16 protein-coding genes are annotated in these 21901 nt (G+C 56.9%); 7 read left to right on the top strand and 9 right to left on the bottom strand.

What is annotated here, in order from left to right; translation table 11 throughout:
• Positions 1–103: 103 nt before the first annotated feature.
• Complete coding sequence (locus tag IQ254_RS13095) at positions 104–3451, bottom strand: DUF559 domain-containing protein (RefSeq protein WP_193966598.1); 3348 nt, start codon at positions 3449–3451, stop codon at positions 104–106.
• A 163-nt stretch (positions 3452–3614) separates the two neighbouring features.
• Here IQ254_RS13095 and IQ254_RS13090 point away from each other — a divergent pair, with 163 nt between their 5' ends.
• Together IQ254_RS13090 and IQ254_RS13085 are read left to right on the top strand one after the other, a co-directional pair.
• Complete coding sequence (locus IQ254_RS13090; RefSeq protein WP_193966597.1) at positions 3615–4250, top strand: Uma2 family endonuclease; 636 nt, start codon at positions 3615–3617, stop codon at positions 4248–4250.
• A 580-nt stretch (positions 4251–4830) separates the two neighbouring features.
• The gene (locus IQ254_RS13085; RefSeq protein ID WP_193966596.1) at positions 4831–5187 is read left to right on the top strand and encodes a hypothetical protein; all 357 of its coding nucleotides are present in this window, start codon (positions 4831–4833) and stop codon (positions 5185–5187) included.
• A gap of 21 nt (positions 5188–5208) precedes the next feature.
• Here IQ254_RS13085 and IQ254_RS13080 read toward each other — a convergent pair whose 3' ends face one another.
• The 5 genes from IQ254_RS13080 to IQ254_RS13060 all read right to left on the bottom strand — a co-directional run bounded on the left by IQ254_RS13080 (position 5209) and on the right by IQ254_RS13060 (position 8521).
• Positions 5209–6186 (bottom strand): cation diffusion facilitator family transporter, encoded by a 978-nt coding sequence (locus IQ254_RS13080; protein ID WP_193966595.1) that lies wholly within the window; start codon positions 6184–6186, stop codon positions 5209–5211.
• 41 nt (positions 6187–6227) lie between these two features.
• Positions 6228–6557, bottom strand: coding sequence for a DUF4377 domain-containing protein (locus tag IQ254_RS13075; protein ID WP_228040635.1), 330 nt, complete (start codon positions 6555–6557; stop codon positions 6228–6230).
• Positions 6558–6934: 377 nt separating this feature from the next.
• Positions 6935–7339, bottom strand: coding sequence for an SHOCT domain-containing protein (locus IQ254_RS13070; protein ID WP_193966594.1), 405 nt, complete (start codon positions 7337–7339; stop codon positions 6935–6937).
• A gap of 75 nt (positions 7340–7414) precedes the next feature.
• Entirely contained in the window at positions 7415–7852 is a 438-nt protein-coding gene (locus tag IQ254_RS13065) for a DUF6325 family protein (RefSeq protein ID WP_193966593.1), read from the bottom strand.
• Positions 7853–7894: 42 nt separating this feature from the next.
• Positions 7895–8521 (bottom strand): hypothetical protein, encoded by a 627-nt coding sequence (locus tag IQ254_RS13060; protein ID WP_193966592.1) that lies wholly within the window; start codon positions 8519–8521, stop codon positions 7895–7897.
• A gap of 405 nt (positions 8522–8926) precedes the next feature.
• Here IQ254_RS13060 and IQ254_RS13055 point away from each other — a divergent pair, with 405 nt between their 5' ends.
• Complete coding sequence (locus tag IQ254_RS13055; protein WP_193966591.1) at positions 8927–11437, top strand: alpha/beta hydrolase; 2511 nt, start codon at positions 8927–8929, stop codon at positions 11435–11437.
• A gap of 214 nt (positions 11438–11651) precedes the next feature.
• Positions 11652–13298, top strand: a complete 1647-nt coding sequence (gene prfC / locus IQ254_RS13050; RefSeq protein ID WP_193966590.1) for a peptide chain release factor 3 — start codon at positions 11652–11654, stop codon at positions 13296–13298.
• Between the two features lie 330 nt (positions 13299–13628).
• Here prfC and IQ254_RS13045 read toward each other — a convergent pair whose 3' ends face one another.
• Together IQ254_RS13045 and IQ254_RS13040 are read right to left on the bottom strand one after the other, a co-directional pair.
• Positions 13629–14786 carry a 5-(carboxyamino)imidazole ribonucleotide synthase gene (locus IQ254_RS13045; RefSeq protein ID WP_193966589.1) on the bottom strand — a complete coding sequence of 386 codons (1158 nt, stop codon included), beginning with the start codon at positions 14784–14786 and terminating at the stop codon, positions 13629–13631.
• Between the two features lie 119 nt (positions 14787–14905).
• Entirely contained in the window at positions 14906–17191 is a 2286-nt protein-coding gene (locus IQ254_RS13040) for a bifunctional (p)ppGpp synthetase/guanosine-3',5'-bis(diphosphate) 3'-pyrophosphohydrolase (protein ID WP_193966588.1), read from the bottom strand.
• 466 nt (positions 17192–17657) lie between these two features.
• Here IQ254_RS13040 and patD point away from each other — a divergent pair, with 466 nt between their 5' ends.
• The 3 genes from patD to IQ254_RS13025 all read left to right on the top strand — a co-directional run bounded on the left by patD (position 17658) and on the right by IQ254_RS13025 (position 20538).
• Positions 17658–18008, top strand: coding sequence for a heterocyst frequency control protein PatD (patD, locus tag IQ254_RS13035; RefSeq protein ID WP_193966587.1), 351 nt, complete (start codon positions 17658–17660; stop codon positions 18006–18008).
• A gap of 281 nt (positions 18009–18289) precedes the next feature.
• Complete coding sequence (locus IQ254_RS13030; RefSeq protein ID WP_313887446.1) at positions 18290–18877, top strand: zf-TFIIB domain-containing protein; 588 nt, start codon at positions 18290–18292, stop codon at positions 18875–18877.
• A 17-nt stretch (positions 18878–18894) separates the two neighbouring features.
• Complete coding sequence (locus IQ254_RS13025; protein ID WP_193966586.1) at positions 18895–20538, top strand: ABC transporter ATP-binding protein; 1644 nt, start codon at positions 18895–18897, stop codon at positions 20536–20538.
• Between the two features lie 21 nt (positions 20539–20559).
• Here IQ254_RS13025 and IQ254_RS13020 read toward each other — a convergent pair whose 3' ends face one another.
• Positions 20560–21861, bottom strand: coding sequence for an ATP-binding protein (locus tag IQ254_RS13020; RefSeq protein WP_193966600.1), 1302 nt, complete (start codon positions 21859–21861; stop codon positions 20560–20562).
• Positions 21862–21901 lie beyond the last annotated feature (40 nt).

The following is a 21901-nucleotide window of genomic DNA, read 5'->3' as shown; positions in this document are numbered from 1 at the left end:
CAATGTCAGAAATATCTCTCCGGCCTCCTGAATGCACTGCTCGACGGTTGCATTAGGAAAATTAAGCAGCGTATCTAGGTGAAAGTCCATGATGTCAATCCCCCTAAACGTAACTCATTATACAATTACCACCCTGGATCCGGAAGAGCCCAACTCCCAAGCGGCCTCCAGCAGAAAGTGACCAAAGGACGTGAACACAGCTAGACAATATGCCTAGAAAATATGCATCTTCAAGAGCAATATTGACAAGCATATTATCGGGCACGATTTTGCGGTCAAGAAAGACAAAGATTCGATGTTTTGCTGTTTCTACAGTAGTGATATATCGAGACAAATCCTTCAATGCCGGACGAAAATTCGCTCTTGGTTCTCCAAAAATACACCAATTCTCTCGATAGCCCTTCCGATTATTTTGTTCTCTTTCAGGTCTTACGCGGTCACTAACCCACTGATAGGCTTTGGGAAATTTGGTCATAGCTTCTTGCTCAGATAAACCAAACAGATCGATCACATAGGAACCACGAGAAGTTTGTAGCAAGTCGCGTCCATTGAGATAGAGGTGAACTACATCAGGCTCTATCCCTTTTACTTCTTCTTCTGAGAGGCGAAAGCCTCCTCCAATGAGCTGCATTCCGCGACTGCATAAATCTTGTCCACTGTTTAGTGGTAGAGCTTTACTGACATCGACTCCAGCACATAAATTAGGAAAAATCTTACCGGCCTTTTTGCTATCTAGTTGAAGTTTTTCTGCTGAATCTTCAGGCGTAGAGGCCGTTGGCTCGTTAATGACTAGTTTTAAGTCAGCCATTTGAGCAATATCAGGATTATCTAGCTCAGCTCCAGTCATTGCAATTCTGACTGCGGCACCTTCATCAGACCAAGGATGATCCGGAACTGCAAAGAATAAGCGAATTGGGTTATTGGATAGCTGATGCAATTCAATTAACTTTCGCTGCCATGTTTGACGAATAGTGTTTGTCGTAATCAGACCAAAACGCTTTAGTTTTCTGCTTCTCACCAAGTCAGCACACTTATGCCACCAGTACATCACGTAATCTACTGTTTCCGGCACCACGTGATATGTCTTCCGAATTATTTCTGTGTAGCCATCGCCCAATCTATCCCGCATTGGCGAATTCCCAATAAAAGGCGGATTCGACACCACATAATCCGCCTCCGGCCACTCTGCCGCCCGAGCATTCAAATACCGATAAATCACCACCTGATCCGTCGGGTCGGGCACTTCCTCCCCCGTCACCGGGTGCGTCATCATCCGCCCACCCCAACGCGTCCTCACCTGGCCCGTTTTCGGGTCCACATCCGGCTCCTTGCCGTCATAGGCCAGCACCGCATCTCGGTTTTCGATATTGCCAAATGCCTGCAACACCGGCTCCGGCGGTTCCGCATTGCCATAGCGCTTGAAATACCACTGGAGATAACCAATCCAGATCACCAGTTCCGCAATCGCAGCGGCGCGGGGGTTAATTTCAATGCCCAAAAATTGCGACGGGTTAATCTGCTCCAGCACATTGAGCTGCACCTGCCCCGCCACATCCACCAGGCGCGTCTGCACCTCAGCCTCTAGCCCCTTGAGCAAATCTAGCGACACATAGAGAAAGTTGCCCGTACCGCAGGCCGGGTCGAGAATCTTGATCGTCTGTAGCTTATCCAAAAAGGTGCGAATCTCCTGCTCCGCTTTCTTGCGCTGGTTCGCCGTCGGCTCCTCGGCACCAGAGGCAGGCTCCAGCAGGCGCTTCAGCTCCAGCTCAATCTCATCCCACTCCTGGCGCAACGGCTCCATCACCACCGGACGCACCAGCCGCTCTACATAACTACGCGGCGTGTAGTGTGCCCCCAGGCGACTGCGCTCTTTTTTTTCTAGCGCCCGCTCGACCAGGGTGCCAAAGATAGCAGGCTCCACCTGGCTCCAGTCTTTTTCGGCGGCTTTGAGCAGGGTTTCTAGCTGCTCTTTGGGCAACTCAAACGCAGTCGCGTCTTCAAAAAAGCTGCCGTTGAACTGCAAAATGCGGCCCTGGCCAAACAGATTGCCGCCGGTATTCATAATTCGCCAGAGTTCTTCAATCTCGGGTTTGAAGGTCTCTGGATGGGGAATCCAGCGATCGCGCAGCATAGTGGTGAAGACTTCGCCTTTCAGCAGCTCTACGTCTTCGGCAAACATGGTGAAGATGCAGCGCATGAGAAATTGGGCGACCGCTTGGGGGTGGTTTCCCTCATCCCCGGCCCTTCTCCCTAGGGGAGAAGGGAGATCGGAGGGAGTGTTCCGGTTCCCCTCTCCCACAGGGAGAGGGGCTAGGGGTGAGGGGCTGACAACCTCTGCGATCGCACTCAATACATCTTCGGTATGCTCGAAAACGTCATCATTGCTGAAGCGTAAAACCGTAAGGCCATTGGCTTGCATCCAGTTGTTACGATCCTGATCGCGGAGACCTTGGGTTAGATGAACTTTGCCATCTAGCTCAATGACCAAACGAGCATCGTGGCAGTAGAAATCTGCAATGAACGGCCCAATCTCGTGCTGCCTGCGAAACTTTGCGCCTAAAAAGCGGCGCGATCGCAGCAATTCCCAGAGCAGCGTTTCTGCTGGTGTTTGATTTTTGCGGAGTTCTCGTGCTCGCTCGACGAACTCATCAGGAATTTGCCGCCAGCGGCCCGTCAGTCGAGAAAACTCTCCGTCCCATGGGGTGCTCTCATGCGTAGATAGCCCCTCATCCCCGGCCCTTCTCCCTAGGGGAGAAGGGAGATCGGAGGGAGTGTTCCGGTTCCCCTCTCCCACAGGGAGAGGGGCTAGGGGTGAGGGGTTCTCCTCTAGCCAGCGCGACAGCTTCGCCAGCTCTGCCGCCACCTCCCGCGTCACGCGGGCGCGATACTTCTCTGGGTTCAACGCCTGCGGGTCGTTGAAGATTTTGACGAAGCGATCGAACACCTCCGCCTGCTTCAGATCCGCCAGATTCACCCGCTGCCGTGCTCCGTAGCTGCCATATTCCCCGCTGAAGCCTTCCCAGATTTCAAAGTGCGAGCCAATGTCGCAGGTGATCAAAAACGGCGGCAGCGACCCCAGCAGGCGGTTGTAGGCGTAGGACTTGGCCTGGTTAAACGCCTTTTGCATAGTGTCGCGGTAGGTTTTGGTGCCCCGCTTGCCGTGGCCTTTGCTGGAGTCCTGGCTGCCCTGCTTGGCCTCAATTAAGAAGCAGCTCTCTTTGTAGAAATCCGCAAACCGAGTCGATTCGGCCTTGTCACTAGTGAAAAACTTGATGTCTTTGTCAAAACAGTAGGGGTCACCCGGTGTGCTGCCCTTGGGGGGTGGTCCCTCAACGCCCAGAGCTATACAGAGGTCGCCAAAAAAAGTTTGGTAGTTGGCGCGTTCATTGTCTTCAGAATCTTGCCACTTGTCGATAAACGCTACGACTCGTTGGGTGTCGTCGGGAGTCATAGGGGCAATGGCATGGGGGGCTAATTAAGTTTGCCCAAGTAAAACGCAAAATCCGGCAGGAATTACATAGATTTACGGTTTACCAAGGTCAATAGGCCCATTCTATCTAAGCGACTTTGCCCCTCGCGATAAACTAAAGACAACCCACCAGGCAAACGCGGCGATGGTTCTCCTCAACGATTGGTCAAGCCGACTGGCCCTCGACGACCCCGAAGAGCGGCGAGTGCTCAGCCAGGTCTCTTGGGCGCAATACCAGGCCCTGCTCACCGACCTGGGCGACGCCTCCCCCTATCGGGTGCATTACCTGGATGGCGTGTTGGAGCTTGTCGCGTCCAATCGTCGCCACGAAACCGAAAAAAAGCGCTTTAGCAACTTAGTCCATATCTACTTTCTCGAAACCGACACCGACTATTTCCCCATGGGGTCTACCACCCTGCGCCAGCCCGATCGCCAGGCAGGCGGCGAACCCGACGAAAGCTACTGCGTCGGCACCGACAAAGCCATCCCCGCCTTGGTGGTTGAAGTGATCGTTACCAGCGGCAGCATCAACCGCCTGGAGCTGTACCATCGCCTGGGGGTGCTCGAGGTATGGTTCTGGCAGCGCAACCGCCTCACCCCCTATCACCGTCGCGAAGACAACCCTGCCCAGTTTGCCGACACAGCAGGCTACGAACCCATCGATCGCAGCGAACTGCTGCCCGACCTCGATATCGATCTGCTCACCCGCTGCATCTTGAACCCCAGCCCTCTGGCCGCTGCCAAAGCCTTTCGCCGAGGGCTTCAGGCACTGACTGACTGACAAAAGTTCCTCGCGTAGGTTGGGTAGAACGAAGTGAAACCCAACACCAGCAAAGGTTTCGTTGGGTTACGCTGGCGCTAACCCAACCTACGGCTATCTTGAGGAGGCCGACCCTCCGATCGGCATTCCAACGCTGAGCATTGGAACGAGGTATAGCCAATTTCCTCTCTGCTCACCCGCGATCGCCCGCCCGATCCAGCCCAAAACCAGGGCGTTACTCAAAAACACTCGCCTGTTGATTGAATTCATTCAAGTGATCATCGAATTCATTTAAGTGATTATTAAATTCATCACGCGATCCATAAGGAACGCTTTAGTGAATTCAACGAAAACGAAAGCGTTTATTATGAGTGGACGAGTGTTTATCGAATTCACGTCCATCTTTTCAATAAACACCAGCATGTTTTCAATAAACACTTCCATTTTTCACTAACAGGCCCTATGTCTTCAGCGTCAAAAGCCGCAGATATACCGAGAGCTCTGGGCCGAAAAACACCCGTAAGATCCCGCAAAAGTATCAGTTTCGAGGTCTGGATCCGCGTGCCATTTTGAAAGGGTCAACCTTACCAAGGTGCATCCAATGCCTAGAAAAAAGAGAAGTTCCCCCGTTTTAGAGAGAGGCGAGCGTCGTGCGGCGGCCCTCAAATCGGTTAGCCCCAGCCTGAATTTAGGCGATGGGCTAACCCTAGAAAACTACATGCTCCAGCTTGAACTGTGGCGATCGCAGCTCGCCACCTACAACGAATCCCTTTCCTTTGCCGATCGCGCCCTCAGCACCGTGCGCGACACCGAAAAAGAACTCCGAGACCTCTCCGAACCCATGCTGATCGCCGTTGCTGCCAAGTATGGCAAAAACAGCTACGAGGACAAAATGGCGGGCGGCATTCGCAAAAGCGAGCGTAAGCGCCCCGTTCGCAACGCCAATAGCGTCACGTGAGATATAGCGCTGGCCACTGCGCTAACTCACTCGAATAGCCGCATGGCCAAGGTAGGGGATATGGTGTTGCAGCTGCGTACGGAGGGTTGCGGCAATGCGTTGCCCGTCTTGAAGGGTGCGATCGCCCGCCACCACAATATCGATCTCGGCATAGAGCCGGTGACCCAGCCAGCGAGCGCGAATCGCCTCGATTTTCTCCACTTCGGCCACGTGCTCAACGGCATGGCGCAGGCTGTCAATCACCTCGGGCTCGACGCCATCGAGCAGGCGGGTCAAGATGATCTGCCCCGACTCCCAGACAATCTTGAGCAGTAGAGCGGTAATTACCAGACCAATCACCGGGTCAGCCCAGCTATAGCCCAGCCAAACCCCGATCGCACTGACCAGCACCGCCAGGCTCACCACCCCATCGGCCAGAGCGTGCTGTCCGTCGGCAATCAGCGCCGCGCTGTTGATCGCACGCCCCACCCGCATGCGAAAGATCGCCACTACTTCGTTGCCGACAAAGCCAATGCTGGCCGCTACGGCCAGCGCCCCCAAATGGTGAATGGGTTGGGGATGGTAAAAGCGATCGATCGACTCGTAGGCGGTGACCAAGGCACTGACCAAAATCACGGCCACGACCGCCACCCCTGCCAGATCTTCGACCCGCCCGTAGCCGTAGGTAAATCGTGCTGTCGGTTGGCGGCGGCCAATGATAAACGCGACCCCCAGGGGCAGCGCGGTCAGGGCATCGCCGATATTGTGGATCAAGTCAGCCAGCAGCGCCACGCTGCCCGAGAGCCAGAACACCCCGGCCTGCAAGACCGCCGTTAGCAGCAGCACCACCAGCGACCATTTAACCGCCCAGAGGCCGCGATCGCTAGTGGCGATCGATGGATCAATCGTCCCGTGGGTGTGGCCATGATCGCCATGATGATGCCTATGGACAGGCTCAGCACTAGCCGCCGCAGACAATTTATCCTGGCGTGACGGTTCTGAAACGGGAGCGTGAGCCATGCCTACCTACTCAACGAAATGGTTCAAGATCTGGCGACCCCTTACTCAGCAACAGCTGGGGCTTGAGAGACCACATCTATCAGCCTCCATTCTATCGATGAGGCATCAGCGGGAGGATTTTCGACGGGTATTTTTTGCACCAGTAACTCGTAGTCATAGCCGGGTACGTATTCAAAGCCCTTGATATCGCTGTAGAAGAGCTGATAGTCCTCATCTGGGGTAGATCGAACTTGTAAACATTGCTGCGGAGCCACCCCCACACAATCAACTCGCTCTGGCCCCACGAATAGGGTGACAATTTCCATCTCGGGAACGCTCTCTTCAGTGGCAACAGGGACTGCAACGCAACCCGTCATGGCGACCGTGCCCATACCTAATAGGACAGATAAGGTACCTATAGAGAATCGATTTCGCAGCAGCATGGGTATTCCAAAACTCCTTCATCGCTTTCCTAAGAGTATTCCACCTAAAAAAACATCCCGATCAGGAACGCGAACTCGGCTCACTGGGCCGGTCGCAGAGAGACACCGGATAGGTATTTAGTTAGAACCCTCTCAGCCAGGCTAAAACAAATGTGAGAGGTTTAGCAGCGCTCCTAAATCATCAGAGAGATTTCCTTCGGCAAGGGGGCCATACCAATACCCTGCCACAGTCTGTCCAGCGCGGCGGATGTTCCAGGTTGTTTGGCTCCCTAGCTCCCCTGCTCCCTAGCCCTAAGGAATAGTATCTAAACTTGCACCGTGGAGTACTAGCCTGCCAGCAGCTTCGCCTTGGCTAGCTGAAATTCCTCGTCGCTGAGCACGCCAGACTCTTTGAGTTGGGCCAGTTGCTGGAGCTGAGCCAGCATGTCATTACCTGCAGGTGCGGCGGCAGGCGTGGCAGCAGGCGTCGGGGTCGCCGCTACGGCTTGCTGGGCCTGCATCGCCGCCATTTGAGCCTGTAGTTGCTCCAGTTCAGCCTGGGACTGCATGGCGGCGGCATTCGCCATCTCCTGCTGCTGGGCTTTTTGGGCTGAGCCGGTCATCGCTCCACCGACGGCTCGGGAGGTGGCGGTGGCGGTGCCAGCGATCACGGCGGTGCGGGCCATGGTGCCAACAATACCGGGGCCTCGGCGCTGCACGGTAACGGTGGGTCGTCTTCCTCTACGGGGCATAGTGGTCTCCTTGTTTTGTTAGAAAGTTTTGTTGGAACTGTGGGTAATCCAGACGGCAAGTGAACAGTACCCACCCTAGGATGCGTTAGCCTGCAACTGCTCAGCGATCAAGGTGTCAATCACCTGACGGGGAATGCGTTCGTTTAAGAGCACCTGACCGTTGGCATTGACAACGGCATCGCGAAAGCGAGTAGCCCAGACATTTTCAAACAGCATCAGGGCAGCAGAAGAGTTAGGCTCTAGGGACTGGGCCAGCAGCAGGGCATCGCTCTCGGAAAGAAAGCCCTCCACCTCGGGTACTAGAGGATCGAAGGCATCGTAGACCTCGTCCTCCTCGATTTCACTAATCTCCACCAGGGTGAGATCGCCAGCGCTATCTTTTTTCAGAAACAGGATGTCCAATACCCGAATGGTGTTGGTTGTGATCAGTTCTTCGAGGGCGGGCACAATCTCGCCTTTGAATTGATTGCCGGGAAATTTAATCAGCAAAAGTTCGACCGGTCCGAGGGACATGGGAGATCTCCTTAAGCAGTAAAAAATTGAGGGATTGAGCAATTACGATTCGCAGGCCATTCTCAAGGCCCCAATTAGCCAAGCCCCAGGTTGGGGGGGCAGGGCACCGGAGCTATCGATGATGTTTTGCCAACCATAGCCTTCGGCATTGTACTGCTGCATATTCGACGACGTGGCTTCCAGGTCGCCAATGATCTGCGCGCGATCGGTTTCGAGCAGGCCTAGCATTGCATCGGTGTCGTCAGCATCTGGCATGGCGGCAACAGCCGCACAGACCTCGGCCCGGCTGGGCTCAGTCGGGGCTACCACTCCGGTGGTGGTGAGGGTATAGCTCGACACGGTGAGGGTGCCCTCACGAATATTAGCTATGCAGGTGTAGTCAAAATCTTGCCAGGCATTGGTTCGGAGAAACTGCCCTTGTCCATCAATGCCCACCTCAGCGTTGGAAATAAACGAAGACAGGGTGGTGCTGCTGTCGTAGATGACCCGCTCCACATTGGCATGCCCGGTGTTGATCTCAGCGGTAATGGCTGACTGGCATTGTTGGGCCGTGGGGTCGTCGGGGGCGACGGGGCTAGTTTGAGCCAGGGCGGGCCTGGTCGAGACGCCGACATGCAGAGCAGCCAGGAGGCCGATAGTTGCGATCGCGCTGTGAAGAAAGGGTTTCATAGTACTCCTCCATAAATGAGATCGAGATCTCTGCCTTTACAGCAGATCTAGTTCGTAGCTAACATAGCCGATCTTGTCATTGAGGGCATAGACAGCTAATCCCCTAGAACGCCGGTACAGAAACCCGGTTCCTCGGCCAGAATGTCAGTCATGCCGTTAGGGCAGTGACAAAGAAATTGGGTTTTTAGCCATACTGTACCGATGCTCTTGTGAGGACTCAACTTGTAGTGCAGAAAATCTATCGATAAGATAATTATCTCGATTTTATAGGGCTCGCTATCCTATTCCAGATTTAGATATCTCGACTATTCAAAAAGTGCTCTTTTTTATAGCGGTTCTCGATTGCTTGAAGAATGTCTGGGCTGGGGCGTATTCTAGGTCTAGTTTTGGAAAGCAAATCCCCCTATGTCTCTATTTAAGCATCTGCTGACGGGCACCTTGGCGGCTACTCTAGGGCTAACAGGTCTGGCCCTAGAGGCCATCCTAGGGCAGCCTCCGGCAGTCTCCGGTGCTGATGAATTTACCATTCGAGCGATTGGGCCGCTGGTCTTTACCCTGTCGGTAGATTCCCTAGAGACTTTTGCCGAAACGGGCGAAGTCACGGGCGACTTTAAGCTGTTTGCCCGCTTTTTGAATGATGAGGCCCTGGCGGGGTTACAGCCAATGCTGCAGAAACGGTTCCCCCTCGACGTGGTCACCGTCAGCAATCTGAGCTACTCTCCCCTGGGCCGCGATGCGATCGCCAACGTCGGCAAAATTGTGCAATCGACCCATGGAGAAAACGGCTTTTACGCGCTGCGGGCGGCGGTGATCAATGCGGCGGCCAAGGCTGGCCCCGAGGGGTGGACGCTGATCGACGTCATGCGCGAGTTTCCCGCTGACTCGATCAGCATCAATGTCAGGGGGCTGCTCGACTTGCAGCGCGAACTGTCGATTTACCTGAGCTACAACCGGGCGGCGGTGCAGGCCATTCGCGACCAGGCGACAGCCGAGGCGGCGGGGCAGAGCGGGCTAGACCTGGCCCTGCCTGACCTGTCAGAGCTCGGCCCCTATGCCGTTGAGCAAACTACCGTGACGGTGACGAATCCGGCCCTGCGCCAGACCGGCCAGGGGCTGACGGTCAACTACGACTTCGATGTGGATGTTTACCTGCCTCAAAACACCGCAGGCCCGGCTCCCATCGTGATCGTCTCCCACGGCTTTGGGGCGGTCAAAGAAGACTTTGTCTTTCTCAATCAACATTTGGCTTCCCACGGCTATGTGGTGCTCGCCCCCGACCACGTGGGCAGCGACCTGAGCTATCGGGAGGCGTATTTGGGGGGGCGGCTGAATACGCTGCTCAGCCCGATTGAGTTTATCAATCGCCCCCAGGAAATTTCGTTTTTAATCGATGAGCTAGAGCAGCTGGTGGCCAGCTCGCCCGACTGGGCCGCCCGCCTCGACCTCAGCCGCATTGCGGCCATTGGCGACTCCCTGGGCAGCTCCACGGTGATGGCGCTGGCGGGGGCCGAACTCAACCAGGCGAATCTGGCGGCGGCCTGCGATGGCGACACCTTTACCCTCAACTTTGCCCTTTACCTAGAATGTCGGGCCCGATTTTTGCCCCCCAAGAGCTTTGATCTGAGCGACCCTCGGATTACGGCTGTGATTGCGGCCCACAACATGGGCTCTGCCCTCTACGGCCCCGAGGGCATTGGCCAGATCGACGTGCCGATGCTGATGGTTACCGGCAGTGCCGATATCACCTCGCCGGTGGTGACCGAGCAGTTTGCGCCATTCATCTGGCTTAACGCCGAGCCCCGCTACCTGGCTCTGCTGCAAACCGGTACCCACTTTTCCTCTAAGCCCGCTGGGGAAGGGGCCGGTGACGTGCCCTCATTCCTAATGGGCGAGCACCGCGATGTCGGCTCTCGGTACTACAAAGGGATGACTACGGCGTTTTTAGGCGCCCACCTGCGGGGGCAAGAGCAGTATCTGCCCTACCTCAGTGCCGCCTACGCCAAGGCGATCAGCGCCGGGCAGCCAATGGTGTTTGATCTGATCACCAGCCTCAGCGAGGCCCAGGTCAACGCCGCCTACCCCGGCACCCCGCCCGTGGCGCTGGTGCCACCGCCCGCCACCCCGGTACCGCCTCGCGATCAGTCAGTGCTGGCGGCGATCGCCCGTACCGGCGAACTGCGCATCGCCATGCGTCGCGACGCCCCGCCCTTTGGCTACATCGATGACACCGTCGGCTGGACGGGCTATTGCCCGGCCCTGGCCGTGGCCCTGCAAGACTATCTGCAAGACAAAACGCAGGGCACCGTTACGGTAGAGCTGGTGGAGTTGCCCTCAACCCTGGGCGATCGCTACGATCTAGTTCGCGATGGCCAGGTCTATCTCGAGTGCGGCCCCAACAGCGTTCGTACCGATGTGGAGGGGATCGAATTTTCGGATCTGATCTTTGCTACCGGCAGCCATTTCTTGACAACCTTAGACAACGCACCCAACGTTAACCCCGCCCTATCCCTCGCAGGGGTGACTGTCGGAGTACTGGCCAACTCAACCAACGAGAGCTTTTTGCAGGAGCGCTACCCGGCCGCTACCATCACTCGGTTTGAGGGCCCCACGGGCCGTGCCGATGCGATCGCCGCCGTCAGCAGCGGCCAGATTGCCGCGTTTCTAGGCGACGATCTTCTCACCCGGGCCGAAGTCACCCAGCTGGGCCTGCCCTCCCAAAACCTGACCCTAGTGCCCGAATTACCCCTCACCTGTGAGTACTACAGTCTGGCCCTGCCCAGCAACGACTCCCAATGGATCAACACCATCAATGACTTTTTGGCCACCAGTGAGGAGGCAGATGCCCGAGTAGCCTGGCTGGGCAAATTTGCCGACGATAACAGCCTCAATACCCTGGCCTACTGCTTAAATCGGTAGTGCCTTAATCCCTGGTTGGCAATGCTGATCTTGGGCGTGGGTTGCATCAGGGGGGGTGAAATATCGAGACATCCCCATTACCCTACCGACTCAGCCCATAGCTGCAAAATTTAAGCTGCGTTCGCCCTACCAGCACCCGGCAGACCAGTTTCATTTCGCTGGAGCCACCCTCTACAATAGAAAGAAGTGCCAACTTTACGAGCATCTGTGATACATGACTGACGCCGCCGCTATTGCCCCCACAACCTCTGCCACCATTGCCGATGCGGTGGAACAGCGGCGCAATTTTGCCATCATTTCTCACCCCGATGCGGGTAAAACGACGCTCACCGAGAAACTGCTGCTATACGGGGGTGCGATTCAAGAGGCGGGCGCGGTTAAGGCCAAGCGGGCCCAGCGCAGCGCCACGTCAGACTGGATGGAGCTGGAACAACAGCGAGGGATTTCAATTACCTCCACGGTGTTGCAGTTTGCCTACGGCGGCTACACGATCAATTTGCTCGATACACCGGGCCACCAAGACTTTAGCGAAGACACCTACCGCACCCTGGCTGCTGCCGATAACGCAGTCATGCTGGAGGACGCGGCTAAGGGTCTAGAGCCCCAGACGCTGAAGCTGTTTGAGGTCTGTCGCTTAAGAGCGCTGCCCATCTTCACCTTCTTCAACAAGATGGATCGTCCGGCGCGGGAACCCCTGGAGCTGCTGGATGAGATTGAGCAGCGGCTGGGGTTAGAGACCTACGCGGTGAACTGGCCCATCGGCATGGGCGATCGCTTCAAGGGCGTATTCGATCGCCGTCACCGGCAGATCCACCTGTTTGAGCGCAGCACCCACGGCAAACGCGCCGCCAAAGATACCGTCATCGACCTGGGCGATCCAAAAATCGAAGACCTGCTCGACCAGGACCTCTACTACCAGTTCAAAGAAGAGCTGGAGGTGATCGAAGAGCTGGGGCCAGCGCTAGATCTGGAGGCCGTCCACGCTGGGCAGCAGACCCCGGTTTTCTTCGGCAGCGCCATGACCAACTTTGGCGTGCAGCTGTTTCTGGATGCCTTTTTAGACTACGCCCTTAAGCCTGCGCCGCGCAGTAGCACCCTGGGCGACATCTCCCCCACCAACGAAGACTTTTCGGGGTTTGTGTTTAAGCTCCAGGCGAATATGGACCCCAAACACCGCGATCGCATCGCCTTTGTGCGGGTCTGCTCTGGCAAGTTTGAAAAAGACATGGTGGTCAGCCACGCCCGCAGCGGCAAGTCGGTGCGACTGTCGCACCCCCAAAAGCTGTTTGGCCAGGGCCGCGAATCGCTAGAAGAAGCCTACCCCGGCGATGTGATCGGCCTGAACAATCCGGGGGTGTTTGCGATCGGCGACACCATTTACCAGGGCAAACGGCTGGAGTACGACGGCATTCCCTGTTTCTCGCCTGAGATCTTTGCCTACCTCAAGAACCCCAACCCCTCCAAGTATAAGCAGTTCCAGAAGGGTGTGTCGGAACTGCGCGAAGAGGGGGCGGTGCAGATCATGTTTTCTGCCGACGAGTCGAAGCGCGACCCGATTTTGGCGGCGGTGGGGCAGCTGCAGCTAGAGGTAGTGCAGTACCGTCTACAAAACGAGTACGGTGTGGAGACTCGCCTAGAAGCCCTGCCCTACTCCGTGGCCCGTTGGGTCGATGGCGGTTGGGATGCCCTGGAAAAAGCGGGGCGGCTGTTTAACACCGTCACCGTCAAAGACAGCTGGGATCGCCCGGTGCTGCTGTTTCGCAACGAGTGGAACTGCCAGCAGATCGAGGCCGACCATCCGGAGCTGAAGCTGAGCGCGATCGCCCCGGTGGTCTCGGGCAAAGAACCTGAGTCGCTCTAGTGCAGCGTCAAGACTAAGAATTAGGATTGGCACGAGGGTCGAGATGGGGGAGCTTAGAGCAAGCGAGGCGGTGCGTTATGCAGAATCAATACATTGTCCGATTGAGCGAGTCAGAGAGACATCACCTCCATATCTGTGGCTGGATTGCCTACTGCCATCAGCCCAAGACGCCTTCACTCAATTTTGACTTCGCCCTCCCGCCATCGGCTGAACCCGAACTCAGGTTAGATTACCTTCGTCACTTCCGATCCAATTTTTACCGAGCTGAGCACCGAGCTGAGCCAGGTGCTGCTTTTCGGATTTAGCTCTCCCACCCCTGAGACAGTGGGGTTAGCCATACCAGATGGCCTCAATTGCATCGGCAGCCATCTCCGGGTCTTCCCCAGCCCCCAGACATTGGGTAATGTGGCCCAGCTTGCGGCCGGGGCGAATGCCCTTGTTATACCAGTAGAGATTGGCCTGGGGCCGCTGCCTCAGGGTCTGAAGCTTTTGATAGTGACTGGCTTCGGGTTCATCTAGCCCCAACAGGTTAACCATGACGGCCTGGGGGCAGGTGAGGTCGGTCGGGCCCAGGGGGCGATCGCTCACCGCCCGCAACTGCTGCTCAAACTGCGACGTGATGCAGGTATCGAGGCTATAGTGGCCCGAGTTGTGGGTGCGGGGGGCGATTTCGTTGATCAGCACCCGATCATCTGGAGTGAGAAAGCACTCAATGCCCATGATGCCGACCAATTCCAACTGGGTGACTAGGGTACGGGCGATTTCTGCCATGGCGGTGGCGACGACGGGGGTGACCCGGGCCGGGGCGATGACGCGCCGACAGATCTGGTCAACCTGCTGGGTTTCTACGGTGGGGTAGATTGCGATCGCCCCCCCAGCGGCGCGAGCCACCATCATGGCTAATTCCTGCTTGAAGGGCACAAACTCCTCGAGCAAAACTGGCGCATGGTTAAACCGATCCCAGATGACGCTGAGCTGCGAGGTGGTTTGAACGATCGCAGTCCCGTAGCCGTCGTAGCCCAAGCGGCGGGTTTTCATCACCAGAGGGAAACCGATGCGCTTGGCCTTGGTCATCAGGTCGGCCTCGCTTTCGTGGCCCTCTAAAAAGTCGTAGCGGGGGTTGGGTAGGCCAATCTGTTCAAAAAACTCTCGCTGGTGGCGTTTGTCGAGCACCAGACTCAAGACATCCAGGCTGGGACGGAAGCGAGTGCCCTGGTCTGCCAGGGGCTGTAACCCTGCGCAATCGATAAACTCGTTTTCAAAGGTGATGACGTCGCACTGGGCAGCTAGAGTCGTCGTGGCGGTGACGTCGGCAACGGGAGCGATAACAGCAGAGTGGGCGATCGCCACTGCCGGGTCACTGGTATGGAGCGTTTGCACAATCAAATCGATGCCCAAAACCTGGGCTGCTGGCCCCATCATCCAGGCCAGCTGGCCACCGCCAATGACGCCAACGCGCTTAATTTTCGCAGGCTTTACCTGAACCATGGTGCTGTTGCTGCTGGGGCCAAGGCCCATTATCCCACGCCGCTCCTGGGCATGGGTGAGGGAATGCTAGCTCAGTTGCCCCTAGTGGGTCATAGTCACTAAACTTACGCCGTAGTCTACTACCCCCCCTGACCCATGCGGCGGATTTGAAGCACGTCGCTCATCTTGCGTATCTGCCCAAAGGTCTGCTCTAGGTGAGCATGGTCTTTGACATCGAGCCCCAGGTCAATCTCAGCGGTTTGGCCGGGGAAGGTTTTGACCTGGGCCTTGTGGACGTTAATTTGCAGGTCAGACAGGTGGGAGAGAATGTCTTTGAGCACGCCGACGCGATCGATCACCTCAATGCGCACCTCTACCGGGTAGGTCTGGCGGGTCGTGTTTTGGTCGCCGCTGTTCCAGCTGACCGGAATGATGCGATCGCCCGGAATATCGGCCAGATTGGAACATCCCTGACGGTGGATAGCAATGCCCCGACTGCCCAATGAAACGCTGCCGATAATCGGCTCGCCGGGCAGGGGCGTACAGCAGCCAGCAATGTGGTGCAACAACCCTTCAATGCCCAAAATCGGGTCTTTGGAAGGGGTCTGTCGAGCGCGGGGGGAGCTGGTCAGGGCTCCGGCTAAAAACTGGTCAGAGTCTTGTAGGGAAGCCTTGGGCGAAACGGTCTCCAGGGGTTGTGTGGTCTTGACGGCCTCCCGCAGGCGGTTGACAAACAGGTTGAGGGTGACTTCGCCGTAGCCCAGCCCGGCCAAGAAGTCATCGACGCTCTGATAATTGCAGCGCTCGGCGGCCATCTGGGCCGGTTCAGACTTGAGTAGGGCATCAAAGCCGCTGCGGCCCAGCTCTTTTTCGAGCATGTCGCGGCCTCGGGCGATGTTTTCGTCGCGGTGCGATCGCTTATACCACTGGCGAATGCGGTTACGGGCGCTGGGGGTGACGACAAAATTGAGCCAGTCGAGGTTGGGGTGGCTGTTCTTTTGGGTGAGGATCTCCACGATGTCACCGTTTTCTAGCGGTGTGTCGATGGTAACGATGCGACCGTTAATCCTGGCACCAGCGCAGTGATTACCCACCTCGGTGTGGATGCGATAGGCAAAGTCTACGGGCGTCGCCCCCCCACTGAGGGGCACCACATCCCCATCGGGGGTAAACACATAGACATCTTCGTCAAACAGATTGCCTTTGACGTTTTCGAGGAATTCTTTGGCATCTTTGAGGTCATTTTGCCACTCCAGCAGCTGCCGCAGCCAGGTAAACTTTTCGTCGTCGGCGTTGATGCGGGTATTGGTGGAAGCGCCGGTTTCCTTGTATTTCCAGTGGGCGGCGATGCCGTACTCAGCGATGTGGTGCATTTCCAGGGTGCGAATTTGCACCTCAATGGGCTTGCCCTTGGGGCCGATGACTACCGTGTGTAGCGACTGATAGCGGTTGGGCTTGGGTAAGCCAATGTAGTCTTTGAAGCGACCTGGCACTGGGCGAAAGGCATCGTGGACAATGGCCAGGGCGCGATAGCACGCTTCGTTGTTGCCAACAATCAGGCGAATGGCAGCGATATCGTAGATTTCAGAGAAATCTTTTTGCTGTCGCTCCATTTTGCGGTAAATGCTGTAGAGGTGCTTGGGGCGACTGCTGACATCGACCACCTGAATATCGGCCTGGTGCATGCGATCGCGCAGGGTTTCAGCCACCTGCACCAGCCGCGCCTCGCGATCGGCTCGCTTTTCGGTGATGTGCCGCTGCATCTGCCGGTAGGCGTCGGGCTCTAGATACTTAAAGGAGAGATCTTCTAGCTCCCACTTAAACCGCCCGATCCCCAGGCGGTTGGCCAGGGGAGCAAAGATCTCCATGGTCTCGCGGGCAATGCGGCGACGTTTCTCGTCGCTGAGGTGCTGGAGGGTGCGCATGTTGTGGAGGCGATCGGCCAGCTTTACCACAATCACGCGAATATCCTGGGCCATGGCCAAGAACATGCGGCGAAAGTTTTCGGCCTGGCGCTCGGTTTTACTCTCAAAGTTAAACTTTGAGAGCTTAGTTACCCCTTCTACCAGCTGCCGCACTTCTTCGCCAAAATGAGCTTCCAGTTCTTCAGGGGTAATGTCAGTGTCTTCGACAATATCGTGCAAAAAGCCAGAGGCAATCATGGCGCTATCGCCGCCCAGATCGCGCAGCAGCCCGGCTACGGCAATGGGGTGACAAATGTAGGGCTCACCGGAGGCGCGGTACTGCCCTTTATGCAGGGTGTAGGCAAACTCAAAGGCCTGACAGACCAGCAGATTATTAGATTTATCGCTGGGGTCTTGGGCCAGATCATCTTGACTGTCGTCGTGGTGGCTCAGCACACAGGTCTTGAGCCAGCCAGGCAGGGTGCAGTCATCGGGAATGGGGGGATGAACTGTTGCAGTCATAGGATGTCAGTGACCTATCAGGAGAGGGGGTGGGTTCGGGCAATCGCTGGAGGAGAAAATCTGAATATGAACATGGCGCAGGGTCTGGTGAAGACTTGGATTTAATGACCCTCATAAATATAAAGAAAAACTACCCTGACAAAACAAACAGCGTCTGCAGGGCTATGGCGCAAAAATAATAAAATTTTCTAGCAGAAATCGTACAAATGTTCTACTAAAGAAGGCATGCGGTGAAACTGCAATAAAGCGCTGCCCTGAGATAAAAACAACCTACACCATAACTTTGGATAAAACCGCCTTCTGGGCCGAGGTCGCAATAAATAATTAATGCTGGCCCAGGGCTAAGGGATAGTTGTGTATTAACATTAACATTTGTTATCTGAAGAGGGAACTTGGTAATTTATCTCTAGCTGACGTAAAACGGAGCTCAGCTGCTAAGGTCAGCGTCCCAGGCGGTGGAAGATCGATGAAGAATGCCCTAGACATCCTGCGATCGCATCTACAGGCTCTAGATCGCCTGGTGCAGATGGCTAATCCGAATGCTGCCCAGCTTCAAGCGCAGTTTTTGGCGACCCAGCAGCACTTTCAGCATCAGGTTTTGCCCTTGGGTGACGCCTACCCTCTGGGCCAGCCCGCCCTGACCGAAATGAACCGTACCCTGCGGCTGTTGGCCATGGATGTAGCCTTTTTGCAGGCGGCTCGTCAGCCGATTACCGCTCAACGGCGGCAGCAGCAGCTCGGCGAAAAGTTAGCGCAACTGCTAGGTTTTTGCGACGTCTTAGACACGGCCATAAAATCGGCCATCTCTGAGGAATAATTAGGCTGTAGAACAGCCTAATTGAAGGGGCTGGGGGATGAGGGGCACAAACTTGCAAAAGTGGGATACACCCAGGGTGAGGAGAGCATCACCGTCAAAACGATATTGTTTTGGCACAGACTATCCATGGTCACGCCAGTGGTCCAGGTGGGGCGTCTGTCTACAATTTGATCCCGATTAAGCTCTCATCCCGTAAAAATCAGGTTTCTATTCTGCCAAGGGTTTCAACCTGAGTGGTTTAATAATGAGAGATTTGTTGGGCTAGGGAGCCCGTCAACACGGTGGGGGTAGGTGCCTTGTATCAGTGCCCGAAGGAAGGAGATATCGATCTCCAGGACAGTCAGCTAGAACCAGGGCTGGTGACTAATGCCTGCCCGAGCTGTGGGGGAGCATGGATTCCGCCGGAGCACTATGTCACCTGGCAGCGATCGCAGGTCGATCCCGATGCGCCGATCCGGGTGTCAGTGCTGCCGCTGACCCTGGATACTGCATTCAAGCCGGCTGCCCTCGACAACCGAGCTGCCCTCTGCCCCGACTGCCGCAGCTACCTGGTGCGCGGACGCATCAACCTCAGGGCGGGATCATTCTATGTAGAGCGCTGCCCCAACTGCGGCGGTATTTGGTGCGATGCTGGTGAGTGGGAGGTGCTGCATCAGCTAGAGCTACATACCCACATCGACTATATTTTTGGGGCTGACTGGCAGGCCCAGGTGCGCGAGCTAGAGCACAGTGAGCGGGAGCGACTGGCCACCATTGATAAGCTGGGGCCAGAGATTGCCCAGCGAATTTTTGAGCTGGCCGACTTGCTAGAGCAGCACCCCAATGGTGACTTTGGCGTCGCATATTTAATGCGGCGAGTTGACCAGTGATATCTCCCCCCTCCCCCATGGCCGACGCTCTCTTTACCCTCGAAAGTTTTACCGTTGCCTATGCCGACCAGGCGCAGCGAGCCGTAGATCGGGTGTCTCTGTCCATTTCACCTGGCGAAAAACTGGGCCTGGTCGGTGAGTCGGGCTGTGGTAAGAGCACTCTAGGGCGGGCGGCGCTGCGGCTGCTGCCCAAATCTACGGATTTACAGGGGCGAGTGTGGTTTAACGGGGAGTCGGTGCTCGACTTTAGTCCCCGACGACTGCGACAGTTTCGGGGCGAAGCGGTGGCGCTGGTGTTTCAAGACCCGATGACGCGGCTCAACCCGCTGATGACCATTGGCGACCACTGCGTGGAGACCCTGCGGGCCCACCGCCCTGAGATCTCGGCGCGGGCGGCTAAGGCGCAGGCGATCGCCGTGCTGGCAAAGGTCAACATTCCGGCCAGCCGCTTTGGTCAATATCCCCACGAGTTTAGCGGCGGCATGCGCCAGCGAGTGGCGATCGCCCTGGCGATGATCCTAGAACCCCAGCTGATTGTGGCCGATGAGCCCACCACCAGCCTAGATGTCACAGTGTCAGCTCAGATCCTCGATGAGCTGACGCGCCTGTGCGATCAGCTGGGTACCGCCCTGATCTTGATTTCCCACGATCTGTCGCTGGTGGCAGAGTACTGCGATCGCGTGGCCGTCATGTACCAGGGCCGAGTGGTGGAAGCAGGGGCTGCCACCACAGTCTTGCAAAACCCCCAGGACGACTACACGCGATCGCTGGTACAGTCGGCTTTGCAACTCCAGCAGGCCGAGGGGCTGCTCTATACAGCCACGCCCACCGAGCCCCTACTGCGACTGCGGGATGTCGAACAGCACTACACCCTGGAGAGCAATCCCCTGGCGCGGCTGTTCGGTGGCCAAGCGTCGAAGGTGATCAAGGCTGTAGACGGCGTTTCGTTAGAGATTTTCCCCGGCGAGGTGGTGGGGCTGGTGGGCGAAAGCGGCTGCGGTAAGAGCACCCTATCGCGTACCCTTCTCCAACTGGTAAAGCCCACCGCAGGCCAGGTCGAGTTTGACGGTATTGACCTGACTACCCTGCCGCGAGAGGCCCTGCGGCAGCAGCGGCGACAGCTGCAAATGGTGTTTCAAGACCCCCTTGCCTGCCTCAACCCGATGATGACCGTGGGCAAAAGCATCGCCGACCCACTGCTGATCCACAGGTTGGCTACGGTAGCTGAAGCCGAACAGCAGGCCCACGACATGCTGGCTCGGGTCAGCCTGATCCCCACCGCAGATTATTTCCATCGCTTTCCGGGAGATCTATCGGGGGGGCAGCAGCAGCGGGTGGCTATTGCCCGGGCCCTGATCACCAAACCCAAGCTGGTGATCTGCGACGAGCCGGTGAGCATGCTCGATGCCACGGTGCAGACCCAGGTGCTAGAGCTGATGGTGGCGCTCAAACAGGAGTTTGACCTCACTTACCTATTTATCACCCACGACCTCTGGGTGGCGCGGTTTATGTGCGATCGCATCGCGGTGATGCAGGCGGGCAAAATCGTTGAGTTGGCCCCTACCCAAACCCTGTTTGAGTCGCCTCAGCATCCCTATACCCAAACCCTTTTGCAATCTGCTCCGGTACTGGCCAGGGCTAGTACCAAAAGCCAAACATAAGCGGGCAGAGCGGGCATTCCATTAGCCGTCGGTTCCCGGTAGTGCCCCTGCCGACAACGCCAGATCGGCCCTCAGCCAGTCGATAAACTGGCGGGCGCTGCGGCCCGATCGCCCGTTGTGGCGAGTCGCCCACTGGAGGGCACGGGCGCTGAGGTCATTCTCGGGGAGGGCAATCTTGGCCTGGTGGGCCAGGTGCTTAACAATGGCGAGGTAGGTGGGCTGGTCAGCCGGCTCAAAGGTGAGGGTCAGGCCAAAGCGATCGCTAAAGGAAAGCTTTTCCTGCATTGTGTCCCACGATTGCACCTCATCCTGGTCGCTGGGGCGATCGCTAAAGTATTCGCGCACCAGGTGACGCCGATTTGAGGTGGCGTAGACCACGACATTGGCGGGGCGAGCGGTGGTGCCCCCCTCCAGCACTACCTTGAGGGCTTTAAACGTGTCGTCATCCTCTTCAAACGACAGGTCATCGACAAAGATAATGAACCGCTGGGGACGCGATCGCAGCTGACTCACAATCTGGGGCAGCGCCTGAAGCTCGGCCTTGGCCACCTCCACCAGGCGCAGCCCCTGGGGCGCATACTCATTGACCAGCGCCTTCACCAGCGACGACTTGCCCGCCCCGCGACTGCCGTAGAGCAACACATTTAGCGCTGGGTAACCCTTCAGCAGGGCCAGGGTGTTTTGCACCAGCTGCTGCCGGGGGTAGTCGTAGGCGGTGAGGTCAGCTAGGCGAATGGGGTCGGGGATGGCAATGCCCTGGAGTTGGTCATGGTACCAGGTGAATGCCTGGTACTGGGCAAACAGGCCCGACCCATAGCGGCGATAGTGTGCGGCCAGATCTTCCAGCGCATCGCTCCAGGGAGTCTCGGTCGGTAGGGGTAGCCGTAGTTGCTCGTCGTCTATGGCCCAAACTACGGGCGAGGTTGGCAGCTGGGCCACCGCCTGCACCCACTGGGCGACTTGGTCGCCGCCGAGTTGATACATTGCCTGGAGCTGGGTTAAATCGTAGCGGGCTGCCTGCACCAGCGCGGTGGGGAGGGTCGAGAGTTCACCCTGCTGACTCCGAAGCGTAAACGGATTTTCGGCGTAGGCGATCTGTCGCAGGAGATGTCCCCCCCAGCTTTCGCCAGTGGATGCCAGCGCCCGAAACCAGGCAGCGTAGGCGCGCAGGCTGGCGACCCCATCGCCCTGAGATAAAGCGTTTAACAAGGCTACAAAGACGTTTCCCACAGCGGTTTGAAAGACCGCGCCGTAGAGTAAGAGCCCATCAAGGCGCTGACGGTATTGCTGGGCCTCAGCCTGGGCAGGGGCTAAATTTGGCATGCGATCGCGCGTTTGAGAAGACTTCAGAAAAAAGGCATTC

The sequence above is a fragment of the Nodosilinea sp. LEGE 07088 genome, from assembly GCF_015207395.1.
GTDB lineage: Bacteria > Cyanobacteriota > Cyanobacteriia > Phormidesmidales > Phormidesmidaceae > Nodosilinea.
The sequence above is the reverse complement of the archived record's forward strand: the minus strand, read 5'-3'. Positions and strand labels throughout refer to the sequence as shown.

Coding starts and splice junctions, on each gene's coding strand:
- IQ254_RS13095 (WP_193966598.1), bottom strand. CDS start 3,451: ATGACTCCCGACGACACCCAACGAGTCGTAGCGTTTATCGACAAGTGG.
- IQ254_RS13090 (WP_193966597.1), top strand. CDS start 3,615: ATGGTTCTCCTCAACGATTGGTCAAGCCGACTGGCCCTCGACGACCCC.
- IQ254_RS13085 (WP_193966596.1), top strand. CDS start 4,831: ATGCCTAGAAAAAAGAGAAGTTCCCCCGTTTTAGAGAGAGGCGAGCGT.
- IQ254_RS13080 (WP_193966595.1), bottom strand. CDS start 6,186: ATGGCTCACGCTCCCGTTTCAGAACCGTCACGCCAGGATAAATTGTCT.
- IQ254_RS13075 (WP_228040635.1), bottom strand. CDS start 6,557: ATGGGCACGGTCGCCATGACGGGTTGCGTTGCAGTCCCTGTTGCCACT.
- IQ254_RS13070 (WP_193966594.1), bottom strand. CDS start 7,339: ATGCCCCGTAGAGGAAGACGACCCACCGTTACCGTGCAGCGCCGAGGC.
- IQ254_RS13065 (WP_193966593.1), bottom strand. CDS start 7,852: ATGTCCCTCGGACCGGTCGAACTTTTGCTGATTAAATTTCCCGGCAAT.
- IQ254_RS13060 (WP_193966592.1), bottom strand. CDS start 8,521: ATGAAACCCTTTCTTCACAGCGCGATCGCAACTATCGGCCTCCTGGCT.
- IQ254_RS13055 (WP_193966591.1), top strand. CDS start 8,927: ATGTCTCTATTTAAGCATCTGCTGACGGGCACCTTGGCGGCTACTCTA.
- prfC (WP_193966590.1), top strand. CDS start 11,652: ATGACTGACGCCGCCGCTATTGCCCCCACAACCTCTGCCACCATTGCC.
- IQ254_RS13045 (WP_193966589.1), bottom strand. CDS start 14,786: ATGGTTCAGGTAAAGCCTGCGAAAATTAAGCGCGTTGGCGTCATTGGC.
- IQ254_RS13040 (WP_193966588.1), bottom strand. CDS start 17,191: ATGACTGCAACAGTTCATCCCCCCATTCCCGATGACTGCACCCTGCCT.
- patD (WP_193966587.1), top strand. CDS start 17,658: ATGAAGAATGCCCTAGACATCCTGCGATCGCATCTACAGGCTCTAGAT.
- IQ254_RS13025 (WP_193966586.1), top strand. CDS start 18,895: ATGGCCGACGCTCTCTTTACCCTCGAAAGTTTTACCGTTGCCTATGCC.
- IQ254_RS13020 (WP_193966600.1), bottom strand. CDS start 21,861: ATGCCAAATTTAGCCCCTGCCCAGGCTGAGGCCCAGCAATACCGTCAG.